The sequence below is a fragment of the Pseudolactococcus hodotermopsidis genome, from assembly GCF_011170085.1.
Classification (GTDB): Bacteria; Bacillota; Bacilli; order Lactobacillales; family Streptococcaceae; genus Pseudolactococcus; species Pseudolactococcus hodotermopsidis.
This window is the reverse complement of sequence record NZ_BLLI01000032.1, coordinates 1-26159: the sequence shown is the minus strand read 5'-3', so window position 1 is coordinate 26159 and position 26159 is coordinate 1. Positions and strand designations below refer to the sequence as shown.

Below are 26159 nucleotides of genomic sequence, written 5' to 3'. Positions count from 1 at the left end.
GATTCTACTGAAGATAGTGACTCTCACGAGGACAGTGATTCCGCTGAAGACAGTGACTCTGCCGAGGACAGTGATTCCGCCGAAGATAGCGATTCGTCTGAGGACAGTGATTCATCCGAAGACAGTGATTCTACTGAAGATAGTGACTCTCACGAGGACAGTGATTCCGCTGAAGATAGTGACTCTGCCGAGGATAGTGACTCCGCTGAGGATAGCGATTCATCCGAGGACAGTGACTCAGAAGAAGATTCAGATTCAGAATATAAATACTTGCACCATTCTGAAGATGTGAGTGACTCAGTTGAGGATAGCGACTCCGCCGAAGATAGTGATTCATCTGAGGACAGTGATTCCGCCGAAGATAGTGACTCTCATGAGGACAGTGATTCCGTCGAAGATAGTGACTCTTACGAGGATAGTGATTCTACTGAAGATAGTGACTCTGCCGAGGACAGCGATTCTGTTGATGATAGCAATTCTGAAGAAGTTAGCGATTCTACTGAAGATAGTGACTCTCACGAGGACAGTGATTCCGCTGAAGACAGTGACTCTGCCAAGGACAGCGATTCTGCTGAGGACAGTGATTCCGCCGAAGACAGTGATTCTACTGAAGATAGTGACTCTCACGAGGACAGTGATTCCGCCGAAGACAGTGATTCTACTGAAGATAGTGACTCTCACGAGGACAGTGATTCCGCTGAAGATAGTGACTCTGCCGAGGACAGTGACTCCGCTGAGGATAGCGATTCATCCGAGGACAGCGATTCCGTAGAAGATAGCGATTCATCTGAGGACAGTGATTCCGCTGAAGATAGTGACTCTGCCGAGGACAGCGATTCCGCCGAAGATAGTGATTCTGTTGAAGATAGCAATTCTGAAGAAGTTAGCGATTCGACTGAAGATAGTGATTCATCTGAGGACAGTGATTCCGCTGAAGATTCAGATTCAGAATATAAATACTTGCATCATTCTGAAGATGTGAGTGACTCTGTTGAGGATAGCGACTCCGCCGAAGACAGTGATTCATCCGAAGACAGTGATTCATCTGAGGACAGTGATTCCGCCGAAGCAAGCGACTCTGCTGAAGATAGCGATTCAGCCGAGGATAGTGATTCCGCCGAAGATAGCGACTCAGAAGAAGACAGTGATTCATCCGAAGACAGTGATTCCGCCGAAGCAAGCGACTCTGCTGAAGATAGCGATTCAGCCGAGGATAGTGATTCCGCCGAAGCAAGCGACTCAGAAGAAGACAGTGATTCCGCCGAAGATAGTGATTCGGAAGAAGATAGTGATTCCGCCGAAGATAGCGACTCAGAAGAAGACAGTGATTCCGCCGAAGATAGCGATTCAGCCGAAGACAGCGATTCATCCGAGGACAGTGATTCAGCCGAGGACAGTGATTCATCCGAAGACAGTGATTCAGCCGAGGACAGTGATTCCGCCGAAGCAAGCGACTCTGCTGAAGATAGTGATTCAGCAGAGGATAGTGATTCCGCCGAAGCAAGCGACTCAGAAGAAGACAGTGATTCCGCCGAAGCAAGCGATTCCGCCGAAGATAGCGATTCAGCCGAGGACAGTGATTCATCCGAGGACAGTGATTCATCCGAGGACAGTGATTCATCCGAGGACAGTGATTCCGCCGAAGACAGTGATTCATCCGAAGACAGTGATTCATCCGAGGACAGTGATTCCGCCGAGGACAGCGATTCATCCGAGGACAGCGATTCATCCGAAGACAGTGATTCATCCGAAGACAGTGATTCCGCCGAAGACAGCGATTCATCCGAGGACAGCGATTCCGCCGAGGACAGCGATTCCGCCGAGGACAGTGATTCCGCCGAGGACAGCGATTCATCCGAGGACAGCGATTCAGCCGAAGACAGTGATTCCGCCGAAGATAGCGATTCCGCCGAAGACAGCGATTCATCCGAGGACAGTGATTCCGCCGAGGACAGTGATTCATCCGAAGACAGTGATTCAGCCGAGGACAGTGATTCATCCGAGGATAGCGATTCATCCGAGGACAGCGATTCAGCTGAGGACAGCGATTCATCCGAGGACAGCGATTCCGCCGAAGACAGTGATTCCGCCGAAGACAGTGATTCATCCGAGGACAGTGATTCATCCGAAGACAGTGATTCAGCCGAAGACAGTGATTCAGCCGAAGACAGCGATTCATCCGAGGACAGCGATTCATCCGAGGACAGTGATTCAGCCGAAGACAGTGATTCATCCGAGGACAGCGATTCATCCGAGGACAGTGATTCAGCCGAAGATAGTGATTCAACACAAGATTCAGAGTCTGATAGGAATTTAGCTTCTGAAGAAGCAAGTGATTCATCCGAAGACAGTGATTCAGCCGAAGACAGTGATTCATCCGAAGACAGCGATTCATCCGAAGACAGCGATTCATCCGAGGACAGTGATTCATCCGAGGACAGTGATTCATCCGAGGACAGCGATTCATCCGAGGACAGTGATTCATCCGAGGACAGTGATTCATCCGAGGACAGCGATTCATCCGAGGACAGCGATTCATCCGAGGACAGCGATTCATCCGAGGACAGTGATTCATCCGAGGACAGTGATTCAGCCGAAGACAGCGATTCAGCCGAAGACAGTGATTCAGCCGAAGACAGTGATTCATCCGAAGACAGTGATTCATCCGAGGACAGTGATTCATCCGAGGACAGTGATTCAGCCGAAGACAGTGATTCATCCGAGGACAGCGATTCATCCGAGGACAGTGATTCAGCCGAAGACAGTGATTCATCCGAGGACAGCGATTCATCCGAGGACAGTGATTCAGCCGAAGACAGTGATTCAGCCGAGGACAGTGATTCAGCCGAAGACAGTGATTCATCCGAGGACAGTGATTCATCCGAGGACAGTGATTCATCCGAGGACAGTGATTCAGCCGAAGACAGCGATTCAGCCGAGGACAGCGATTCATCCGAGGACAGCGATTCCGCCGAAGACAGTGATTCAGCCGAGGACAGCGATTCAGCCGAAGATAGTGATTCCGCCGAAGACAGCGATTCAGCCGAGGACAGTGATTCAGCCGAAGACAGCGATTCATCCGAGGACAGTGATTCATCCGAGGACAGTGATTCAGCCGAAGACAGCGATTCATCCGAGGACAGTGATTCAGCCGAAGACAGCGATTCATCCGAGGACAGTGATTCATCCGAGGACAGTGATTCAGCCGAAGACAGCGATTCAGCCGAGGACAGTGATTCAGCCGAGGACAGCGATTCAGCCGAGGACAGTGATTCAGCCGAGGACAGTGATTCATCCGAGGACAGTGATTCCGCCGAAGACAGCGATTCCGCCGAAGACAGTGATTCCGCCGAGGACAGCGATTCAGCCGAAGATAGTGATTCCGCCGAGGACAGTGATTCAACACAAGATTCAGAGTCTGATAGGAATTTAGCTTCTGAAGAAGCAAGTGATTCCGCCGAAGACAGTGATTCAGCCGAAGACAGTGATTCAGCCGAGGACAGCGATTCCGCCGAGGACAGCGATTCCGCCGAAGACAGTGATTCAGCCGAGGACAGCGATTCAGCCGAGGACAGCGATTCCGCCGAGGACAGCGATTCCGCCGAAGACAGTGATTCAGCCGAGGACAGCGATTCAGCCGAGGACAGCGATTCAGCCGAGGACAGCGATTCAGCCGAGGACAGTGATTCATCCGAGGACAGTGATTCATCCGAAGACAGTGATTCATCCGAGGACAGTGATTCAGCCGAGGACAGTGATTCATCCGAAGACAGTGATTCAGCCGAGGACAGTGATTCATCCGAAGACAGCGATTCAGCCGAAGACAGCGATTCAGCCGAGGACAGTGATTCAGTCGAAGACAGTGATTCAGCCGAGGACAGTGATTCAGCCGAAGACAGTGATTCATCCGAAGACAGTGATTCATCCGAAGACAGTGATTCATCCGAAGACAGTGATTCATCCGAAGACAGTGATTCAGCCGAGGACAGTGATTCAGCCGAAGACAGTGATTCAGCCGAAGACAGTGATTCAGCCGAGGACAGTGATTCAGCCGAAGATAGCGATTCCGCCGAAGACAGCGATTCAGCCGAGGACAGTGATTCATCCGAGGACAGTGATTCATCCGAGGACAGTGATTCATCCGAGGACAGTGATTCAGCCGAAGATAGCGATTCCGCCGAAGACAGCGATTCAGCCGAGGACAGTGATTCATCCGAGGACAGTGATTCATCCGAGGACAGTGATTCATCCGAGGACAGTGATTCATCCGAGGACAGTGATTCAGCCGAAGACAGTGATTCATCCGAGGACAGTGATTCAGCCGAGGACAGCGATTCATCCGAGGACAGCGATTCATCCGAGGACAGCGATTCATCCGAGGACAGTGATTCATCCGAGGACAGTGATTCATCCGAGGACAGTGATTCAGCCGAAGACAGTGATTCATCCGAGGACAGTGATTCATCTGAGGACAGTGATTCATCCGAAGACAGCGATTCATCCGAGGACAGTGATTCATCCGAGGACAGTGATTCATCCGAAGACAGCGATTCATCCGAAGACAGCGATTCATCCGAAGACAGCGATTCATCCGAAGACAGTGATTCATCCGAGGACAGTGATTCAGCCGAGGACAGCGATTCAGCCGAGGACAGCGATTCCGCCGAGGACAGTGATTCATCCGAAGACAGTGATTCAGCCGAGGACAGTGATTCATCCGAAGACAGTGATTCAGCCGAGGACAGTGATTCCGCCGAGGACAGTGATTCATCCGAAGACAGCGATTCAGCCGAGGACAGTGATTCATCCGAAGACAGTGATTCCGCCGAGGACAGTGATTCCGCCGAAGACAGCGATTCAGCCGAGGACAGTGATTCATCCGAAGACAGCGATTCAGCCGAGGACAGCGATTCCGCCGAGGACAGTGATTCCGCCGAAGACAGCGATTCCGCCGAAGACAGTGATTCGGAAGCAGACAGTGATTCGGAAGAAGACAGTGATTCCGCCGAAGACAGTGATTCGGCCGAAGACAGTGATTCCGCCGAAGACAGTGATTCGGAAGCAGACAGCGACTCTGCTTACGATTTCGATAAAATCCCTGATAATACTTGGCACGAAGGTAATGAGGAAGACTTGATTTCTGAGCCAGGCGACGTTGACAATGACGGCATCCCAAATAGCAAGGATGACGACATTGATGGCGACGGCATCAAGAACGAGTTGGATAATGACCGCGATGGCGATGGCATTCCAAATGAATTTGACAAAACCCCAGACGGTGCGCCAGATTTCATCAGGGAAATTCCTAATACAGGACAACCAACTCCTACGCCAACAGAACCAAGATTGCCAAATACGACTGGCTTTGATAAGTTAGTGAGAATCCTACCTGCCCTTGGTGGCTTGTTTATCGGAGTGGGTGGTACAGCAGTTTTTGCTCGCAAACGTGATATTATGGTAACAATTTCGGTTGACGGCTATATCAAACGTAGCATAACGACTGAAAATGCAACGGACATCGAAAATTATGCAGCAATTCAATTTGCTGAAAAAGCACTTTTGTCTGATAAAATTTTGATTTTCACAAGTCACGGTCACATGATTTACAGACCGATTTCTGAGTTGAAAAATATTAGTATTGATGCCGATAAAAAAGGACAGCATATTAGTGAACTGTCCTTGGATATTGCAGCAGATGAAAAGGTAATTTTTGCGAAAGTTGTTACAAAATGTGATGATGCGCATGCTATTGTTATTGTCACGCGAAATGGTCTTGCTAAGCAACTTGCAGTCAGTGAGCTTGCCCCAACGCAAGATTATAAAGAAGTGAGTCAAAAATACATCACTTTAGCTGCTGATGACTATGTTGTCTGCGTTGACGATACGACAACAGAAAATCTCCTCTTTATCACAGATGAAGGTCAAACAATTCATGCCAAGACAGCAGATATTCCTGTTGGTCGAATCAATGACCCTGGTGTTCGATTCTGTCCACTAATCAAAGGCGATAAATTGACACGAGCTTTCAGCTAATTTAAAGAAGTATTTGAAAAATGCCTTGCGTTCATGAAGCGCAAGTAAAACTAAATTTCATGTATAAATTCTTCACCATTCATTCTTAATGTGTTTTTCATTCAAAAACACACTGAAAAACCGCTCCCTCCTTCATTTTGGGGCGGTTTTTTGGTTACTTAAAATGATATTAAAAAACACTTGAATTTAAATAACTCAAGTGTTTTTTTATTTACTCATCAGAATCCTTATCATCAAATTTCAACTTATCAGATGATTGATCTAGCTTAACAGTCGTCGTTTTTTCCTTGCCCTCATGGTAATAAGTCACTTTCATGCTATCGCCGATACTATACTTGTAAAGTGCGCTTTGAAGTTCAGTGCTAGTGGTTACCTTGGTATTGCCAATTTTTGTGATAACATCATATTTTTTAAGTCCAGCTGTATCAGCAGGCAAACCACTTTGCACACTAACAATGACAACGCCGGTCGTCACCTCCTCAGGAAGTTTCAGCTCCTCTTGATAGCTAGAATCAAGCCCAGTCAAATCAACCATCTGTACACCGAGAGCGGGGCGTTTGATTTCGCCATCTTTTTCAAGTTTGTTAATGATTTCAACCACATCATTAGACGGAATAGCAAAGCCCATTCCCTCAACAGAAACATCACTGGCGCTAGAGCCAGTCATTGTAATCTTGCTTGAGTTGATACCGATAACTTGCCCTTGGATGTTAATCAGCGCGCCACCAGAGTTACCTGGGTTAATCGCCGCATCAGTTTGAATGGCATTAACATTGACAGTTTCGTTGCTATCATTTTTCATGACTACTTTGCGCGATGTGCTAGACACAATTCCCTCAGTCGCAGAGTTCGCATACTCGCTACCCAACGGAGAGCCGATAGCGATAGCAGGTTCGCCAACCGTGAGCTTCGATGAATCGCCAAATTCGGCAATCGTTGAAACTTTTTTAGAAGAAATTTTAATCACAGCAAGGTCGCTATAAGCATCCTTGCCGACCAGCGTACCTTTAACTTTCTCGCCGTTAGAGAGCATGACCTCAAGGGAGCTAGCACCATCTACAACGTGATTATTTGTCACAACATAGGCAGTATTACCATCTTTTTTGTAAATAACGCCAGACCCCTCGCCAGCAGCAGTTTCTGAATCGCCGTCAGTTTTTTCTTCAGATTTCTGACTGTGACCAAAATAGTCATCCAATGAATTACCACTAGAAGTAGATTTTTGATAATTAATAACCGAAACAACCGCATCGGAAACCTTTGAAATCGCCTTTGTCGTATCACTTGACACTTTATAAGAAACCTCAGCAACCTTAGTTGAACCAGAATTATTGCTGACTACCGTTGTGCCAGTCGTCTGATTGAGTTGATCGTAGGCAACATTACCACCCAAGGCGATAGCGCCACCAATGACCCCCGCTGTAATAAGTTTTGCTGCCGTTTTTTTATTTTTTTTCATATTTTTCATATTCCTTTTTATATTATAAACATATTTTACACCCTACCACTTAATCATACCTTAAAATTTAAGATTTGTTAAATATTTAGTAAAAAAGTTATCCACATTTTTGTGAATAAAGTTTAGAAATTGTGAACAACTGTGTAAAATTCTACAAGTTTTCCACAAAAATGTGGAAATAATTGTTAAAATGTGGATAAATGCCGTTTTCATTTTTTTTCATTTCATAATAGATGTGGATAAAATTGAACCTAAAATTTGTTATAATAGAAGTAATGAAAATAAAAATAATTAGTGTTGGTAAACTTAAAGAAAAATACCTTAAAGATGGCATTGCCGAATATGTCAAACGCTTGTCGCGATTTGGACAAGTCGAGCAGATTGAACTAGCGGACGAAAAAACGCCTGACAATGCGTCAGACAAGGAAAATGAACAAATTTTGACCAAAGAAGGCGACAGAATTTTGGCAAAACTTTCAAGCCGTGATTTCGTGCTAACCATGGCAATCGAAGGCAAGCTCATCTCATCAGAGGACTTAGCCACAACTTTAGATCAAGCTATGCAACAGTCATCAACGCTTGTTTTCGTCATAGGTGGCAGTCTTGGACTTGATCCGCGTATCAAAAAACGTGCCAACCTTCTTATCAGCTTTGGGCGCATTACCTTACCACATCAGCTCATGCGACTTGTTTTGACTGAGCAAATTTACCGCGCTTTTATGATTCGTGAGGGGAGTCCTTATCACAAATGACAACAGATGATATAATTTCCCTGTTTTTAACGTATAAGAATGCTGAAAATGCCTTAACCATGGCAAAATACATGAGAAATCAATTTAACTATCTAGGCATAAAAACGCCAGAACGCCGTGAGATTGCCAAGGATTTTTTGCGTGAAAAAGCAAAAGAAAGTGAAATAGACTGGTTGCTTGTGACTAAATTATGGGCGCAAGATTATCGAGAATTTCAATATTTAGCGACAGATTATCTTAAAAAAGTCCAAAAACAGCTGACTTTTAAAGACTTACCCAAACTTTATCAGTTAGCAATCAGCAAGTCATGGTGGGATTTAGTTGACAGTTTGGATGAACATGTTGGGTATATTGTCAAACATGATGCCACTTGCAAGGCTGTCATGCGTGACTGGTCGCTTGATGACAATTTTTGGATTCGCCGAATCGCCATTGACTATCAACTCGGTTTTAAACAGGCAACTGACACAGCACTTTTAGCTGAAATTATCCAAAATAACTTAGGCTCAACTGAATTTTTCATCAATAAAGCAATCGGCTGGGCTTTGCGTGATTACTCAAAAATGAACCCTGAATGGGTGTCTCATTTTATAGAAAAAAATAATAAAAAGATGGCGAAATTATCCATCGAAGAAGGAAGTAAATACCTTGACCTCAGTAACTGAAACTTTTGAAGTCCCCGAAACAAATGATAATATCCGAATTTTTGAGCGGGCGCGTGTGGCGGTACAGTTGACTTTTATCAGCGGTTTTCTTGACGCTTACACTTTCTCCACACAAGGCGAGCGCTTTGCGGGGATTCAGACGGGAAACGCGATTTATCTCATGAAAAGTTTGGCGCAAGGTAATTTTGCGGCGACAACCTCTTATCTTTTCCCGATTTGTGCCTTTATCTGTGGTGCGATTTTCACTTATTTTGCGCGGAAATTTGCCATTGCGCATAGGCATTTGCGCTGGCATGCGACAGCGGGTGCGATTATCTTTATCGGTGTCCTTTTGACGGCTCTTACCTCAAGTTTTGCGCCCCCTCAGTGGATTATCATGTCACTTGCCTTTATTTCCGCCGTTCAGCTTGAATCTTTCAAAAAGATGCGCGGCGCGCCCTACACCAACATCATGATGACAGGCAACATCAAAAACATGGCTGTTTTCATCGCTCAAGGTCTCGTTGAGAAAAATGGTGCAGTCCTCAAACGTGGTGTGAACACGCTTTTTGTCGTACTGAGTTTCTGTCTCGGCGTTTTCATCGCAACAATCTTAGCCAATTGGACAGGCGAAAAAGCCCTTTACGCCGTTCTACCCGTTATTTTAATCTTTAATGTTATGTTATATTTGGAAAATAGATTTAAAATTTAAAATTGTTTTTTTGAAAAAAATGACAGATTTTATAATTTATCGCAGGATATAATGTTGAAATTGCAATTATAACTGAAAATTTCTGACTAAGAACCTATAACAAAAATCAACTAAAAACGCAAGAAATCAAGTTGTCAATAAAAAACCATGCGTTTTCTATTAGTCTCCACAAAACATTATAATTTTTTTACAAAAACCTCTTGAAATTGGTCTATACCTATGCTAAAATAGAGATAGAAAACGCTTACAGGGCGATTTCACAACCCCAAAAAGAGGAGAAACTTATGAGAAAAACATTGAGGACGATTACACGCGGTGCTATTGGTACAGCCTTGTTATTGGGAAGTTTTGCCCTAGCAACGCAAGTATCAGCAGAGGATAAAGCCTATCGCAATGTTATGTACTACGGCGATTGGTCCATTGAGGAGACACAAGGTCACTTTTTACCCAAAGACATCCCAGCAGACAAACTGACACATTTGAACTTTGCTTTCTTAGATTTTGATGTTGACGGTAGCTTAAAATGGACGGATGATTTTGCTGCCTTGGACATTGAAACAAGTGAAAGTATCGCGACAGGTGCAGCAAATGCGGGACTTTTAAATGCGCTACAAGATTTGCGCTTGAAAAATCCTAATCTCAAACTTGGCGTTTCAGTTGGCGGTTGGACGAAATCAGGCGATTTTGCACTTAATGCGCAAGATCCAGCCAAGCGTGCGAAATTGGTCGCAAACTTGATTAAGTTTGTGCGATACAACGAACTTGATTTCCTTGACATTGACTGGGAGTATCCAGGTGCTGTTCGTGACGGCGATTTGGTTGATAGCGCCAAGGACGAAGGAACGCCCAATGCCTCGGAAGCTGACCGCCAAAACTATGTGACACTCTTGACGGAACTTCATAATGGTTTAAAAGAACTTGGCAAAACAACAGGTAAGACTTACGAACTTTCAGTCGCACTTGCAGCAGGTCCTTACACGCTCAACCAAGGGACAGATATTCCAAGCGTGTTCAATATTGTTGACTTCGCAAACGTCATGACCTACGATATTCATGGTGCTTGGGAAAATACAAGTAACCACCACACAGCGCTCTACACCAATCCAAAAGCACCGCAAGGCGACGGCAAGCCATGGTCGTTTTCAATCAATGACAGTGTCAACTACTATCTCAGCAATGGCGCGATTGCTAACAAATTAGTCATTGGTGCAGCCTTTTACAGTCGCGGTTGGGGCAATGTTGAAAATGATGGTTTTGACCCGAAAAATCAACCAGGTTTATTTGGTAATGCTGATTTTGCAACAAAAGATGCAGATGGCAATCCAAGCCGTGGTGCGGAAAATGAAAATCCCCTCATCAATGGCGACGGTGGGCGTAATGGCGGTATCTGGTCATACCGTAACTTTGACCAATTAAAAGTCAAATATCCTGATTTGACAGAATACTGGGACGATGCCGCAAAAGCGCCTTTCATGTATAGTGCCAAAGACAAAGTTTTCTTCACTTATGACAATGAACGCTCATTGACAGAAAAAGCCAACTACGTTAAAGAAAAGAACCTTGGCGGGATGATTACATGGATGCAGTCGCAAGATGCGCCGTCTGACCCTGCAAGCACGCGTCGTGACGTTTTGACAACAGCGATTTATAACGGTCTCTATGGTGGTGCAGCGCTAGTTCAGCATGATTTGGTAACAGCTAACCTGTCACTCAGCGCAAACATTGTCACATCAAGCGATTACAAGCTGACTTTGACAAATAGTGAAGAAGTGACAGAAACAGATGCCGTCCTTAAAGCCGTAGAGCTCAAACACAAAACGGTTAAAAATGGTCAGCTCTATATTCAAGCCGATGAAGCATTGTCATACAAAGGAACAGCCTTGCCAACAGTAGTTGTAGAGAACATTACCTACTACGTCCTTGATTTTGAAAATGTTGCCTTAGCACCAAATGAAAGTCTTGAGATTATCTTGACACCAAACCTTGGAGACGGTGTTCAAGTAGCATCAGGCATTAAAAAACTTGCTTTTACCCAAAAAATCGACATCAACAGCCTAGCATACGGCTTTACAGAAATCACTTTTAAAAATAAAATAGAAGTGCCAACGACTGATGGTAACGACCAAAACGATGGCAAAGATGATGCTGACACTACCGATAAGGCAGAAAACAGTGATAACACAGATAAGAAAGATAACACAGGAAACACGAAAAAAACACCCAATTTACCTGCAACAGGCGAGGTAATCAGCTTGACAGCCCTAGTTTTTGGTGTCATCATTATTAGCGGTGTGGCTTATCTCAAACTCAATACAAAGAGAACTGTTAAATAATCAATTTTTCAAAACTATCTTGAAAGTCAAGGTAGTTTTTGGCATTTACGAACGTTTAAAACCATTTTCAAGATAAAGATGACGTAAATTCATTGACAAAGCAAAATAGCGTGATAAAATAGTTACAATATCAAAAACTAGCAGCAAAACTGCTCGCCATTTATACAAGAAAGAAGGAACAATTTCAATGTCAAACTGGGACACTAAATTTTTGAAAAAAGGCTACACATTCGATGACATCTTGCTGATTCCCGCTGAAAGTCATGTGCTACCAAACGAAGTCAACATGAAGACACAGCTTGCACCCAACTTGACTTTGAATATTCCGCTTATTTCAGCGGCAATGGATACTGTCACAGATAGTGCCATGGCGATTTCAATGGCGCGCCAAGGCGGACTTGGCGTGATTCACAAGAACATGGGGATTGATGAGCAAGCAAATGAAGTTCGTAAGGTCAAACGTTCGGAATCTGGCGTGATTACCAACCCATTTTTCCTAACGCCGACACACAAGATTCAAGATGCCGAAGATTTGATGTCAATGTATCGCATTTCTGGCGTGCCAATCGTCGAAACGATGGAAAATCGCATTCTTATCGGCATTTTGACCAATCGCGATTTGCGTTTTGTCGAAAATTATGACCAAGTAATCAAAAATGTCATGACTTCTGAAAATCTTGTAACTGGCAAGGTTGGCACGACTTTGAAAGAGGCTGAGTCCTTGCTCCAAGAGCATAAAATCGAAAAATTGCCACTCGTTGATAGCGAGGGTCGTCTGTCTGGCTTGATTACGATTAAGGATATTGAGCGCGTGATAGAGTTTCCAAATGCCGCCAAAGACGCGCAAGGTCGCTTGATTGTGGCTGGTGCGGTAGGGGTCACATCTGATACTTTTGATCGCGCAGAGGCTCTGTTTGAAGCTGGTGCGGATGCCATTGTCATTGATACGGCGCACGGTCACTCGGCTGGTGTTTTGCGCAAAATTTCTGAGATTCGCGCGCATTTCCCAGATCGAACGCTGATTGCGGGCAATATCGCCACGGCTGAGGGCGCACGCGCACTCTATGATGCGGGGGTTGATGTGGTCAAGGTTGGCATAGGACCTGGTTCTATCTGTACGACTCGCGTCGTTGCGGGCGTCGGTGTACCGCAAGTCACAGCTATTTATGATGCGGCAGCCGTCGCGCGTGAGTATGGCAAAACGATTATCGCTGACGGTGGTATCAAATATTCAGGCGATATTGTCAAAGCGCTTGCAGCAGGTGGAGATGCCGTTATGCTTGGCTCAATGCTTGCGGGGACAGACGAGTCACCAGGCGAATTTGAGATTTACCAAGGTCGTAAATACAAAACTTATCGTGGCATGGGCAGCTTGTCAGCCATGAAAAAAGGGTCGTCAGACCGTTATTTCCAAGGCGGTGTCAATGAGGCGAACAAACTCGTTCCAGAAGGAATTGAGGGGCGTGTGGCTTACAAAGGCTCGGCGACTGATATTGTCTTTCAAATGCTTGGCGGTCTCAAAGCGGGCATGGGCTACACAGGTGCTGCAGATATTAAAGCGCTCCATGACAATGCACAATTTATCGAAATGTCGGGCGCTGGCTTGAAAGAAAGCCATCCGCATGATGTGCAGATTACCAAGGAAGCACCGAATTATTCGATTGAACATTGACAGATGAAATGGGCTACCCCTCTTTAAAATTAAGAAAGAGACAGACTATGAAAGCAAAATACGGTGAAAAAAATTATTGACGTTGGTTAATAAATGTTGATGAAGAGCCAGAAAAATGGGTAAAAGAGGCGTTGGAAAATGGTCGTCTCTATGGAAGAAAAATTCGACACGTGCTTTCATTCAAAGTATGGGTGGTTAGATATTTTATGGCATTATGATTGCATATCTAGGGGACTACTTGATTTTTGATGGCAGTGAATACCGTTCTTTGAATGAAAAAAATTTAATAAAACATATCAACTGATTGAGGGAGAATGAGAAGGTAATTATACTCATTTTAGTCAGTTTATTAGCCGTATTTTCCTAGGAGAAACGATTCTGAAAAATATCAAATTCAGGCGTTTATTGCATGCTTTCCGCTATACAATTTGTCAATTTTTATGATATAATTTAAAGTATGAGATTAGACAAATATTTAAAAGTTTCGCGGATTATCAAGCGTCGTACAGTGGCAAAAGAGGTTGCTGATAAAGGCAGAATCAAGCTCAACGGCATACTTGCGAAAAGTTCGTCAGATGTCAAGTTTAATGATGTTTTGACGATTACTTTTGGCAATAAAGTTCTTGAGGTTCGGGTGATTGAAACCAAAGATTCGACCAAAAAAGAAGATGCTGAAAAGATGTATGAAATCTTGTCAGAAACACGTGTGAACGCTGGAGAATAGTAATGGCAGAAAAGAAAATTGTTCGCTTAAATAACGATTACACCAATCAACGCTTGAATACACTTCAAACATCTTATAAAAAAGTGCCAAAACGTAAACATTTGGGCTTAATTTTGATAACTGTGATTTTGCTAATGGCTTTGCCCACAATCAATCTTGTGAAATCTTATGAAACGTTACAAAGTCGTAAGGCTTTGAAAGCTGAATATCAAGAGAAATCTGTTGCTTTAGATAAACAAGTTGAGATTAAAAAAGCAGATATTAAAAAACTCAAAGACCCTATTTTCGTGGAAAAATATGCGCGTGCTAAATTTTCTTACTCAAAAGACGGCGAAAAAGTTTTCTCAATCCCTGAGTTAGCTGACGGTGGCATGACCAAAGGCAAATGATTGGTTACGTTAAAAACATCACGCGATTTGGCATTTTTATTGTCCTTAATGATAATGAAAACGGCGAGATGACAGGCTTGCTACGTTGGTCAAGTATCCCACGTGGTGAAAAGTTTCACAAAGGCGAAACACTCGATGTCATTGTCATAGAAAAACATACTGACGGTAAGATTGATTTGAGATTGTTAGCGACAGACTTTCGTGAAAAGTATGACAAGTTACTTTTCAGAACTTCTGAAACTTTAGAAAGTTTGCGTGAAAGAAATCAGGAGATAAGAAGTCTATGAGACGACAGCTCTGCGTACAATAGGACGATTGATAAGGTTTTAGAAAATGCAAGAAATGATAGTTGATAAAAAAATAAAGATCTTGCAGTGGCTGGTTTTTGTGGCAATGCTCACACCAGCCTTTTTCACGTTCCCCGAAAAAACGGAAGTCGTTAGCTCGCAAACACACGTTAAGCCCATACCAAATAATAAAGTCGAGATTGATGCTTGGTCAGAAATCCCCAAACGTGCGGTTGCTCTAACAGAACTTCAAGTTTATTCAGATGAAAATTTATCAAAAAAGACAGGTAAGATTTCGTCTAAAACGAAACTAACGATTAGCGAGGTCTCGGCAAAAAATTTCAAACTTTCGGACGGGACTTTTATCAAAAATGATAAAAATCAAGTTGTTTCGGATATTATCCTATCAACTGAACAAAAAAAACAAACGATTTATCTGACAAAAGATGTTGAAGTGCTTTACACGCCGTTGACAACTTATGACAATCAAGTTTACAGTAGGTTGACAAATGGTCAAAAATATCAAGCAGACAAAGTAGCTAAAACGAACTGGGGAACTTATTATGAAGTAACATTTGAAGGAGGTAAAACAGGCTGGATTGTCAGTACTTCTGCGACTTTAAAAAACCCTAAACTGGACAAGGTTCAAACGCTATTAACACAAAAATATAACAATGCCAGTTACTCGATTTATGTCAAGCAACTTGACAGTGAGTTTACAGTGGGCATTAATCAGATGCAAATGATGTATTCAGCAAGTCTGAGTAAGCTGCCGATTCTCTATTGGACACAAAAACAGATAAATGAGGGTAATGCTAGTCTTGATGACCAGTTGCGATATGATGAATTTGTTAATTCGTGGTTGGGCGCTTTTAAAACAACTGGTACAGGCTTTCTACCCAAAACGGCTGATAACAAGCCTTATAGCTTATTAGATTTGATTAATCGAACGGCAAAAGACTCAGATAACGTGAGTAGTAATATCATCGCCTATTATGAAACAGGGCAATTTTCGCCAGCTTATCAGGCAGAAATTACAAAAATAGCAGGTCAAAAATGGGATCCAATCGAACGAAATGCCTCGTCTGAAATGACAGGTCGTGTTCTTGAAGCGCTTTATCAAGTGGGAGGTGCAGGTTTCAATTCACTGATTGGGACAGATTATGATGATGAGCGGATTCCAGAAAAATTGCCTAAAAATATCAAAGTTGCCCATAAAATTGGCACTGCAGATGAATTTAGTCACGATGCAGCAATTATTTTTGCCTCTGAACCCTATATCCTCGTTATTGAAACCAGTAATGCTTCTGATAATGATGTTTTGGCAAATATTTCCAAAGATATTTATGAGGTTATGAAGTGACAGCTTACGAAAAATTTTTGAAGCTTGCTCAAGAAAAGGCTTATTTTCAAAATCATGAGATGGTGCTAGTTGCTTTATCTGGTGGCATTGATTCCATGACTTTGTTTGATTGGCTCTATCAAGCGCGCGAGATTTTGAACATCAAACTTGCTGTTGCACACGTTAATCATAAGCAGCGCGCGGAATCTGATGATGAAGAGATTGCCTTGCGAGAAAAAATGTCGCGATTAGATATTCCGTTTTATACAACGGCATTTACAGGGCGTTTTTCAGAAGAAAAAGCGCGTCATTTTCGTTATACTTTTTTTGAAAAAATGATGATAGAACATCAGATGACGGTACTCGTTACGGCACATCATAAGAATGATATGACTGAGAATTTTTTGATTCGATTGATTCGCGGTTCTCGTTTGCGTCATTTGACAGGCATAGAAGCGGTGCAAGAATTTGGTAAAAATCGTGTTCTAATTCGACCACTTTTGGCATTTGACAAGTCAGAATTTGAAACAAGTGCTTATTTTGAAGATAGCTCAAACGCTGAAAATACTTACTTACGCAATCGTGTCAGAAATCACTATTTGCCCTTGTTGAAACAGGAAAATCCACGTTTTGAAGAAAATCTTGCCAGTCTGATAGATGAAATCAAACGTGCGATGGCTATTGTGGTGGATAGTACTCGTGCTTTTGTGACAGCTGAAAAGATTGACTTACTTGTGTTTTTACGTGAAAGTGAGGACTTGCAATATTTTATTTTACAAGACTACCTTGCTAAATTTCCAGAACTCCAAATTTCTAAAGCACAATTTAACGATCTACTGCAGATCATTAAGCGTGATGGGCAGTATAATCATGCCATTTCTGGAAAATATGATTTCATTAAAGACAGTTGTTGTTTTTATATCGAAGAACAGTCTAAAATGACTGAATTTGAAACAGCACTATTACCATTTTCAGATGGAGAATTTGGAAAAATCAATCTGCCAGAAACAGGACAGATTGACCTCAGAAAACGTCAGTCGGGCGACAGAATCATGGTTAATGGCATTGATAAAAAACTTCGGCGCTATTTTATTGACGAAAAAATTTCTCTCCAAAAACGAGATTATCCGCTTGTTACTATCAACAGCAAGGTTTACGGTGTGTTAGGCGTTGTTGAATCAGATTTGAGTAAATCGCTGAAAAGTGATAAAATGAGAAGAACGCTTTATTTTAGAGAAAAGAGAAGAGGAAAATGCTAGAAACTACAATCAAAAAAGTTTTAGTAACTGAGGAGGAGATTTGTGTAAAATCGCAAGAACTCGGTCAGCTTTTGACGATGGAATATGCGGATAAAAATCCGCTCATGGTGGCGATTTTGAAAGGTTCAATTCCGTTTTTTGCTGAGTTGACAAAACGCATGGGAACGCATATCGAGATGGATTTCATGGTTGTGTCAAGCTATCACGGTGGTACGCAGTCATCTGGCGAGGTAAAGATGATTAAGGATCTTGATACAGCTGTTGAAGGGCGCAATGTTATCATTGTCGAAGATATTATTGATACTGGTCGGACGCTCTTGTATCTGAAGGAGTTGCTCTTACACCGTAAAGCCAAATCAGTTAAAATCGTGACTTTGGTTGACAAGCCTGAGGGACGCGTTGTTGAAATTGATGCGGACTATGTTGGTTTTACTTTACCAAATGAATTTCTTGTCGGATTTGGGCTAGATTATGATGAACATTATCGTAATTTACCTTATATCGGTGTACTCAAGGAAGAAGTTTATCAGACAAATGTTTGAGTACTTTATCGGTCCTAGGACTGATTTTGACTAAAACTGACCTTTATAATGGACATTTTTCAAAAAATCTGTCATAATATCTCAATAGAATAAAATTAGACAAGGACTTTATGAACAATAATAACAAAAACAATGGTTTCATAAAAAACTCTTTCTTGTGGGTAATTCTGGTTATTGCCGTCGTCTTCGGTGTCCAGTATTTATTCAGGAGTACAAATACTGAAACAGTTGACAAAATCAACTACACAACTCTAGTCAAAAAGTTAAAAGCTGGCGACATCAAGGAATTGACTTATCAGCCGTCCTCGTCATTGATTTCAATCAATGGTGAGTACAAGAAACCTAAAACGGTTGAAGCTAAGACAACATTTTTGGCAATTCCTAACAAGCCAACCAAAGTGACAAACTTTTCAACTTTGATTTTACCAACAGACACGACGATTGCCGATTTACAGGAATTGGCAGATAAAGAAAAAGTCAAAGTCACAATCAAACAAGAAGCCTCGAATGGCATTTGGATGAATTTGTTGATAAGTTGGCTTCCCCTTCTAGTCATGGTTGGTTTCCTTTACATGATGATGGGCGGCATGCGTGGCGGCGGTGGTGCTGGTGGCGGCAATCCGATGAGTTTTGGCAAATCACGCGCTAAAGAACAAGACAAGAAAACAGTTAAAGTCCGTTTTGCGGACGTTGCGGGTTCGGATGAAGAAAAAGAAGAACTTGTTGAAGTTGTTGATTTCTTGAAAAATCCTAAAAAATATCATGATTTAGGTGCGCGTATTCCAGCGGGAGTTCTTCTTGAGGGACCTCCAGGGACAGGTAAAACTTTACTTGCCAAGGCTGTTGCGGGCGAGGCAGGCGTGCCATTCTTCTCCATTTCTGGTTCAGATTTTGTGGAAATGTTCGTTGGTGTTGGTGCATCTCGTGTCCGTGATCTCTTTGAAAAAGCCAAAAAAGAAGCACCGGCTATCATTTTCATTGATGAAATTGATGCCGTTGGTCGTCAACGTGGCGCAGGTATGGGTGGCGGTAACGACGAGCGTGAGCAAACGCTCAACCAACTCTTGGTTGAGATGGATGGTTTCAACGAAAGCAATGAAGCTGTTATCGTCATTGCCGCAACTAACCGTTCTGATGTGCTAGATCCGGCTCTTCTACGTCCAGGTCGTTTCGATCGTAAAGTACTCGTTGGTGCGCCTGATGTCAAGGGTCGTGAGGCAGTGCTGAAAGTTCACGCTAAAAATAAACCATTGGCAGCTGATGTTGATCTCAAAGTCGTGGCACAGCAAACGCCAGGTTTCGTTGGGGCAGACTTGGAAAATGTTCTCAATGAGGCAGCGCTTGTTGCAGCACGTCGTAATAAGACAGAAATTGATGCCTCAGATATTGATGAGGCAGAAGATCGTGTGATTGCGGGACCAGCTAAGCGAGATAAACGTATTTCTGAGCGTGAACGTGAAATGGTTGCTTATCATGAAGCGGGTCATACAATCGTTGGTCTTGTCCTATCAAATGCTAATGTCGTTCACAAAGTAACCATTGTGCCACGCGGTCGTGCGGGTGGCTACATGATTTCCTTGCCAAAAGAAGATCAATTCTTGCTTTCAAAAGACGATATGAGGGAACGTTTGGCGGGTCTCATGGGTGGTCGTACTGCCGAAGAAATCATCTTCAATGCGATTACAACGGGTGCCTCAAATGACTTTGAGCAAGCAACACAACTTGCTCGTGGTATGGTCACACAATACGGTATGTCTGAAAGATTGGGAACTGTTGCGCTTGAAGGTAATTCACAATCTGTCTTTATTGGTCGTGACTATGGTCAAACTAAAGGGTATAGTGAATATACAGCGCAAGCGATTGACGAAGAAGTACGTAATATTATCAACGAAGCGCATGAAACAGCACGTCAAATTATCGAAAGTCATCGTGCGCAACATAAGGCGATTGCTCTTGCCTTACTTGAACACGAGACTTTGGATGCGCGCCAAATCAAATCGTTGTATGAAACAGGTAGAATGCCGATTGACGTTGCACAAGAACCTGAAAAATACACGCCTTCAAGTTATCAAGATAGCTTAGATTCTTTAAATAACGAATAAAATCGACAAAAAATAGGCGGAAACGTCTATTTTTTTGCTTATCTATGTTATAATTTAGGTAATAGATTATATAGGAAACGACTATAAAATGGGACAAACATATAAGGAAAAATTAACTGAGATTGAGCAGAAACGACAGGCGCAACAAGAAAAAATATCAAATTTTGATTCAGAAAGCCCAGAAATTTTGGAGACAACTTCTCAATCTGCCCAAACGATATCTAGCGTTACCGAAACTGTGCAAACACCAAAAAAGAAAGTTAAACTGATGACAGTGGCAATTTTTGTCAGTTTTTTCGTCATTCTCATTGCGCAAGTATACGCCTTGGATGTGATTAGTTTTAAACGTGAGGTCACACAAACGGCATTGGACAAAAGTTTCACTTATAAAGGTAGTCTGAAAAAGGAGCATTTTTCAGGAAAAGCAACAGTGACGGATAATTCAGGTAATACGTTGACTGCGACTTTTAAGGACGGTAGGATAACTGGCTCAGCTAAATATGATAGGAAAAATGCCTACGTGGTTGAGTATATTTCAGCTGATAAAGCAAGGATTACTTTAGCTAATCATATCGTTGTGACTCAAGAAAATGCTAACTATACTTTGAAAAGTGATACTTTTTCGTATGATGGCGAATGGCGTTTTGGAGGAACTTGGCAAGGCACCATGACTTTTTCAAATGGTGCAGTTTATAAGGGCACTTGGAAAAATGGTTTGCCCAATGGTCAAGGGCTTTATACACCAATTATTGGCGAGCCAATTAAAGCGAATTTCAAGTTTGGAGTACCCGAAGAATGAAGATTAAATGGTTTTCACTGGTCAGAGTTATCGGTCTAGTCACAGTTTTACTTTATCACTTTTTTGCGAAGTCGTTTCCTGGTGGCTTTATTGGTGTAGATGTTTTCTTTGTTTTTTCGGGGTATTTGATTACGTCACTGTTTTTTATCGAACTTGAAGATTCCGAGAACTTTAATCTAGTAAACTATTACAAACGTCGTTTCCTGAGAATTTTCCCACCACTTGTGATTATGATTGTGACGACTTTACCTTTTACCGTACTTTTGCCAATGGATTTTCGCGCTAATCTTGCTAAGCAAGTTGCTGCTGCGATTGGTTTTGTCACGAATAAATTTGAAATTCTATCGGGTGCTTCTTATGAAGCGCAACAGACACCGCAGCTCTATATCCATACATGGACTCTGTCTTTGGAATTTCTTTTTTATCTGATTTGGGGCGCTGTTCTTCTAGCAATTGTTTTTTTACTGAAAATTTTGGGCAATAAAGGCAAACGATTAGTTAGTCAAGTACGCTTTTTCGTCTTGATTTTGGCAGTTTTCATGACTATTATATCTATTTTACAACTGGAGCTGACTTTTAACCCTGATTATCTAAGCCGTAGTTACTTTGATTTTATAACTCATGCGTATCCATTTTTTATTGGTGCAATCACTGCTGTTTTTGTTGGCATTCAAATTAGCGTGAAAAAACAATCGTATTTCAAAACTTATCCGATGAATTACTGGTGGATTAAAACCCTTATTCCAGTGATAATTTTGGTGCTTTTAACTTTGTTTGGTAAATTTGAGAGTGTTTGGACGATTAGAACTAATCTTATTTTGACCAGTATTTTAACGGCGATTCTAATTGTTCAGTTTCGGATTTTACACGAAAAAACAAGCGTTTTAGAACCTAAAATCTTGACGATTCTTGCTGATACTTCTTATAGTCTTTATCTTTTTCACTGGCCTATTTGGCTGATTCTTTCTCATCTTATCCCGAATATTTTCTTTTCGGGCATTTTGAGTTTCATCGTCTCATTTGCAGCGGCAGCTACTGTTTATTATGGCGTTGAACCGTATTTTCATGGTAAAAAAACTACTGAATGGCTGAGAAGTAAGCCATTTTATGGGGCGCTTGGTATTTTGAGTTTAGTGAGTTTCATCGTCATTTTTACTGCGCCGAAAATTTCTAATATCGAACGCAGTCTCAATGAATCAAGAATTAGCGAAACGATGGTTAATTTGGATAAAAAAGGACAACTTGTCCAAAATTTATTGAATACAGGGACTGGCATTTTTACAAATAGTAGCTGGTATTATCCTCAAACAGGTTTTAGTTCCAGCGAGACGTTGCGACTAAATCAAAGTGTTTTAAAAGATGTTACAGCGGTTTCTGACAAGGTTTTGAATAGTTCTCAAACTGTTCTTGGCGATTCGGTCATGGTTGGTGTTGTCCCTTATTTGTCAAATATTTTGCCAGATGCAGATATTGTAGCAGAGATTGGTCAAAATCTTGAGAGTATCTATCAAGTTTTTGATGAAAAGACAAAGTCAGATAAACTAGGTAAATATATCATTATTTCTGCGGGTGTCAATGTGACTGATGATATGAAAGGTGATGTTCAAAAAATGATTGATGCAGCACCCAAAGGCACTCACATGGTATTTGTGACACAATTTGATGGTAAAAATGCAACTGTTATGAACGATTTTAATGACTATTTAAAAACATTATCCAATAAATATAATTGGATAGTGATTGCTGATTGGGCAAGTTATATTGCACCACAAGCTGATAAACTTTGGGATGACCAACTTCATTTTGGTGGGAAACAGGCTGTTTCTGCAGATTATCTCAATCTCATTATCAGAAGTTTAAATGAAGTTGCAAAAGCAAAAGGGAAAACATAAGTTACGGATAGATAACAAAAACATGAAAAGTTTGTAACGATAGTTTTTGTGTCATTGTTTTATGGTACAATGATAATATATGTATAAACGTAAAAGAAAAAATGAGTTAAAAAACACACATAAGATAATCTCGGCGATACTGATTCTTACCATAATGGCAGGTATTGTTTTCGTTATCAGTGCTTTTTTAGGTAATGATGACCAACTTGAAGCGGATACGCAAAAAAAGGTGGCAAAACCAATTAAGACGGAGTCTGTAACGGTTAATAAAATTATTTCTTCAGAAACGCCTAGCTCAACAGTAAAAATAGCTGAACCTGTAGAAAAAGTTCAGTCTGAAATTGAGTCAGAAGAAAAAGATGAAGTTATCTACACTGTAAAAGAGGGTGATTCTCTCGGTTTGATTGCAGAAAATCATCAAGTGACGATTTTATCTATTAGACAGCAAAATGATTTAGAGGTAGACGAAGAGATTCAACCAGGTCAAGTCCTAGTATTTTTGAGGTCTTACATTGTTTCTGATGAGGATGAAACAGAAGCAATACAAGAGTCTAACGGTGAAATTTCAGTTGATAATGGCAATAAAGTAGCGCCAGGTGGTCTAGGAGAAGATGAGCGTTTGTACGTGTTGACACAACTTCAAAATTTGACAGGCGTTGATGCAAGAGAGTGGGATTATATCATTTCTCGTGAGAGTGGCTGGATTGCAACGATAAAAAATTCATCTGGTGGTGCTTATGGTCTTTTTCAACTATTACCGACATATCCAGGATATGATGGTGATATAGATGCTCAAATTGAGGGAGCGCTCTATCTTTTTAATTATGGTGGCATGAGTCACTGGGCACTATAAATCTCTTGTTTTAACTGTGTTTTTTGTACGTTCACAAAAAAGTTTAACTTTTTTTATAAAAACGCTTGACGAAAGTCAGATAATGCGATATAATTATTTTTGTTGCTGATTGATAAGTATCTTTCAGTTACAAACCCTGGTCCGTTGGTCAAGGGGTTAAGACACCGCCTTTTCACGGCGGTAACACGGGTTCGAATCCCGTACGGACTATTTATGGAGGATTACCCAAGTCTGGCTGAAGGGAACGGTCTTGAAAACCGTCAGGCGTGTAAAAGCGTGCTAGGGTTCGAATCCCTAATCCTCCTTTAGAAAACGACGGATTTCTAAATTATATAATTATCGCGGGATGGAGCAGCTCGGTAGCTCGTCGGGCTCATAACCCGAAGGTCGTAGGTTCAAATCCTGCTCCCGCAATATCAAATAAACAGCAAAGGTCCCGTAGTGTAGCGGTTATCACGTCGCCCTGTCACGGCGAAGATCGCGGGTTCAATTCCCGTCGGGACCGTTTGAAATATCCAATGGGATATTTCAATTTGCAATTAAGATGAAGTAAATTACCTGGCTCGGTAGCTCAGTTGGTAGAGCAATGGATTGAAGCTCCATGTGTCGGCGGTTCGATTCCGTCTCGCGCCATTTTTTTATGAGAAAAATCATAAAATTTTTTGCGGGTGTAGTTTAATGGTAGAACCTTAGCCTTCCAAGCTAACTACGCGAGTTCGATTCTCGTCACCCGCTTTTGTTTCGCAAGTAGTTGAAACGATTCCTAATTTTAGATTAGGGCGCATAGCTCAGCTGGTTAGAGCGCACGCCTGATAAGCGTGAGGTCGGTGGTTCGAGTCCACTTGTGCCCATTTTGAAAGTTTTCTTGAAAAACTTCTAAAATTTAATTTGGTGCTTATTGCACGAGAGATACACCTGTTCCCATGTCGAACACAGCAGTTAAGTCTCGTTACGCCGGAAGTAGTTGGGGGTTGCCCTCTGTGAGATATGGTCAGTGCCAAGTTTTTATTCCGCTTTAGCTCAGTTGGTAGTAGCGCATGACTGTTAATCATGATGTCGCAAGTTCGAGTCTTGCAAGCGGAGTTAAGTAGACGTTGCCTTTTGTTGGCAACGTTTTTTGGGCTCTTTGTCAAATCGTGTGGGAAATTCCTTTCCCCTATAAAGCAAGTAACTGATTAGTTGCTTGTTTTTTAATTTATTAAGGTTTTATTCATGAGTAGGATCCGTTTCTTAAAGTTTTTAAACCTTCTAAACCTTCTAAATCCATAAGCCACACGTTTAATCTCCTTGATTTTATTATTCATCCCCTCCAAACAGCCGTTTGAATAGTTTAACGGCTCTATAATAAATCGTGTGGGAAAAATTCCCAGACGATTTATTATAGAGCCAAAAATATGTAGTTATAAGTCTATGAATATAAACTACATATCTTTTATCACGAATGCTGATATTTCAATGTTTCGAGCGTTTTGTAGTGATATGTTCGGGGATTCAGGTTACCAATTCAGCTTAATATATTTAATAATCTTCTGCTTCAATCTAAACTTCTTGTTCCTATCTACTTTTTCTCCATTTTTTAAAGCATTGAAAGTTCTCATTTCTTCTGCAGTTAAAAAGTTCTTGATGTTCATATAAAGCGCGTTGTATATAACATTTTCTTCAATAGTTTGAGTCTTGTCGGTCAATTCAAAGTCATTTGAAATAGGGATGTAGTCCAAACTGTCCCATTTCCTTTTCTCTGCCATCGTTTTTCTGTAGGTATCAATTAGAAAATGTGAGTATCTTACTTTAAAGTAGACATAGAAATTAAAATCCTCTTTTTGTGTCTTTATCAAGCAACTATTATAAATCTGAATTGCGATAATCATGCCCTCCTGTAGGTAATCCTCAATTTCCCAAGAAGGAATATTAATCCTTTTTCGTGCATTGATAATAATCGGTTTAATATTGACCAAAATAACTTCAATTTTGTCCATCTTATTTCTCCATAAATTAAATATTTTGTTTTATATATATAACACCTTTAAACTAAGTAAAAAGTTACGAAAAAGCAAAAAAAAGCAAAAAAAGTCGTGTCAAGCGAAATTGAAAATGTCCCCCAAAAAGTCTAAACATGAGTTACGTTTTTCTAAAGCAAAATTTGCTTTTAGATTCCATTTTTGATATGATTGAGTTATGATTTAGGCTGAATTTTCAGCTTGATATTCCAGAAGCGTCTTACCGATCCTTCTGAGATATTTTTCGAAAGATGCAAGTTTCCACGGGTGTGACTGTTGGGGAATATACTTGCGTTTTTCTTTTTTGCCTTCTTTGGGTTGATCAAATTCTTTTGAGTAAATTTCATGTGTTAGTAACATTCTTGAGC

17 protein-coding genes, 8 tRNA genes, 1 rRNA gene and 3 pseudogenes are annotated in these 26159 nt (G+C 41.6%); 25 read left to right on the top strand and 4 right to left on the bottom strand.

Going from position 1 to position 26159, the window contains the following annotated elements:
• A pseudogene (locus Hs30E_RS11420) lies at nt 1–6033 on the top strand (DNA gyrase C-terminal beta-propeller domain-containing protein); the annotation flags it as partial.
• A 211-nt stretch (nt 6034–6244) separates the two neighbouring features.
• Here Hs30E_RS11420 and Hs30E_RS06185 read toward each other — a convergent pair.
• Entirely contained in the window at nt 6245–7492 is a 1248-nt protein-coding gene (locus Hs30E_RS06185; protein WP_172208865.1) for a S1C family serine protease, read from the bottom strand.
• A 275-nt stretch (nt 7493–7767) separates the two neighbouring features.
• Here Hs30E_RS06185 and rlmH point away from each other — a divergent pair, with 275 nt between their 5' ends.
• The 24 genes from rlmH (at nt 7768) to Hs30E_RS06065 (ending at nt 24877) form a co-directional block, all read left to right on the top strand.
• Nucleotides 7768–8244, top strand: coding sequence for a 23S rRNA (pseudouridine(1915)-N(3))-methyltransferase RlmH (gene rlmH, locus Hs30E_RS06180; RefSeq protein WP_172208864.1), 477 nt, complete (start codon nt 7768–7770; stop codon nt 8242–8244).
• Nucleotides 8241–8909 (top strand): DNA alkylation repair protein, encoded by a 669-nt coding sequence (locus tag Hs30E_RS06175; RefSeq protein WP_172208863.1) that lies wholly within the window; start codon nt 8241–8243, stop codon nt 8907–8909. Before rlmH ends, Hs30E_RS06175 begins: the two co-directional genes overlap by 4 nt.
• Nucleotides 8893–9600: a YoaK family protein gene (locus Hs30E_RS06170; RefSeq protein ID WP_228462008.1), complete on the top strand. Its 708-nt coding sequence runs from the start codon at nt 8893–8895 to the stop codon at nt 9598–9600. Before Hs30E_RS06175 ends, Hs30E_RS06170 begins: the two co-directional genes overlap by 17 nt.
• A 284-nt stretch (nt 9601–9884) precedes the next feature.
• Nucleotides 9885–11933 (top strand): glycosyl hydrolase family 18 protein, encoded by a 2049-nt coding sequence (locus Hs30E_RS06165; protein WP_172208862.1) that lies wholly within the window; start codon nt 9885–9887, stop codon nt 11931–11933.
• Between the two features lie 187 nt (nt 11934–12120).
• Entirely contained in the window at nt 12121–13605 is a 1485-nt protein-coding gene (guaB, locus tag Hs30E_RS06160; protein WP_172208861.1) for an IMP dehydrogenase, read from the top strand.
• Between the two features lie 457 nt (nt 13606–14062).
• Nucleotides 14063–14329, top strand: coding sequence for an RNA-binding S4 domain-containing protein (locus tag Hs30E_RS06155; RefSeq protein WP_172208860.1), 267 nt, complete (start codon nt 14063–14065; stop codon nt 14327–14329).
• Between the two features lie 2 nt (nt 14330–14331).
• Nucleotides 14332–14718, top strand: a complete 387-nt coding sequence (locus Hs30E_RS06150) for an FtsB family cell division protein (RefSeq protein ID WP_172208858.1) — start codon at nt 14332–14334, stop codon at nt 14716–14718.
• The gene (locus Hs30E_RS06145; protein WP_172208856.1) at nt 14715–15005 is read left to right on the top strand and encodes a S1 domain-containing protein; all 291 of its coding nucleotides are present in this window, start codon (nt 14715–14717) and stop codon (nt 15003–15005) included. Before Hs30E_RS06150 ends, Hs30E_RS06145 begins: the two co-directional genes overlap by 4 nt.
• Nucleotides 15006–15051: 46 nt before the next feature.
• On the top strand, nt 15052–16368 hold the full coding sequence (locus Hs30E_RS06140) for a serine hydrolase (protein WP_172208854.1): 1317 nt from the start codon (nt 15052–15054) through the stop codon (nt 16366–16368).
• Nucleotides 16365–17606, top strand: a complete 1242-nt coding sequence (gene tilS, locus Hs30E_RS06135) for a tRNA lysidine(34) synthetase TilS (protein ID WP_172208852.1) — start codon at nt 16365–16367, stop codon at nt 17604–17606. The genes Hs30E_RS06140 and tilS overlap by 4 nt, the downstream gene beginning before the upstream one ends.
• Nucleotides 17600–18148: a hypoxanthine phosphoribosyltransferase gene (hpt, locus tag Hs30E_RS06130; protein WP_172208850.1), complete on the top strand. Its 549-nt coding sequence runs from the start codon at nt 17600–17602 to the stop codon at nt 18146–18148. The genes tilS and hpt overlap by 7 nt, the downstream gene beginning before the upstream one ends.
• Nucleotides 18149–18258: 110 nt before the next feature.
• Entirely contained in the window at nt 18259–20250 is a 1992-nt protein-coding gene (gene ftsH / locus Hs30E_RS06125; RefSeq protein WP_172208848.1) for an ATP-dependent zinc metalloprotease FtsH, read from the top strand.
• Between the two features lie 88 nt (nt 20251–20338).
• The gene (locus tag Hs30E_RS06120; RefSeq protein WP_228462007.1) at nt 20339–21049 is read left to right on the top strand and encodes an MORN repeat-containing protein; all 711 of its coding nucleotides are present in this window, start codon (nt 20339–20341) and stop codon (nt 21047–21049) included.
• Nucleotides 21046–22941, top strand: coding sequence for an acyltransferase family protein (locus Hs30E_RS06115; protein ID WP_172208846.1), 1896 nt, complete (start codon nt 21046–21048; stop codon nt 22939–22941). Before Hs30E_RS06120 ends, Hs30E_RS06115 begins: the two co-directional genes overlap by 4 nt.
• A gap of 79 nt (nt 22942–23020) precedes the next feature.
• Nucleotides 23021–23794, top strand: a complete 774-nt coding sequence (locus Hs30E_RS06110) for a LysM peptidoglycan-binding domain-containing protein (RefSeq protein WP_172208844.1) — start codon at nt 23021–23023, stop codon at nt 23792–23794.
• Nucleotides 23795–23932: 138 nt separating this feature from the next.
• Nucleotides 23933–24004, top strand: a tRNA-Glu gene (locus Hs30E_RS06105).
• 5 nt (nt 24005–24009) lie between these two features.
• Nucleotides 24010–24099, top strand: a tRNA-Ser gene (locus Hs30E_RS06100).
• A gap of 35 nt (nt 24100–24134) precedes the next feature.
• Nucleotides 24135–24208, top strand: a tRNA-Met gene (locus Hs30E_RS06095).
• An 18-nt stretch (nt 24209–24226) separates the two neighbouring features.
• Nucleotides 24227–24299: transfer RNA gene (locus tag Hs30E_RS06090), tRNA-Asp, on the top strand.
• A 55-nt stretch (nt 24300–24354) separates the two neighbouring features.
• A tRNA-Phe gene (locus Hs30E_RS06085) sits at nt 24355–24427 on the top strand.
• Nucleotides 24428–24458: 31 nt separating this feature from the next.
• Nucleotides 24459–24529, top strand: a tRNA-Gly gene (locus tag Hs30E_RS06080).
• 42 nt (nt 24530–24571) lie between these two features.
• A tRNA-Ile gene (locus tag Hs30E_RS06075) sits at nt 24572–24645 on the top strand.
• Nucleotides 24646–24681: 36 nt separating this feature from the next.
• A 5S ribosomal RNA gene (gene rrf / locus Hs30E_RS06070) occupies nt 24682–24797 on the top strand.
• 6 nt (nt 24798–24803) lie between these two features.
• Nucleotides 24804–24877: transfer RNA gene (locus Hs30E_RS06065), tRNA-Asn, on the top strand.
• Between the two features lie 107 nt (nt 24878–24984).
• On the opposite strand, the pseudogene Hs30E_RS06060 reads toward Hs30E_RS06065, so the two are convergent.
• The 3 genes and pseudogenes from Hs30E_RS06060 to Hs30E_RS06050 form a co-directional block, all read right to left on the bottom strand.
• A pseudogene (locus Hs30E_RS06060) lies at nt 24985–25125 on the bottom strand (transposase); the annotation flags it as partial.
• Between the two features lie 165 nt (nt 25126–25290).
• Entirely contained in the window at nt 25291–25770 is a 480-nt protein-coding gene (locus Hs30E_RS06055; protein WP_172208842.1) for a sigma-70 family RNA polymerase sigma factor, read from the bottom strand.
• A 204-nt stretch (nt 25771–25974) separates the two neighbouring features.
• A pseudogene (locus Hs30E_RS06050) lies at nt 25975–26159 on the bottom strand (ISNCY family transposase); the annotation flags it as partial.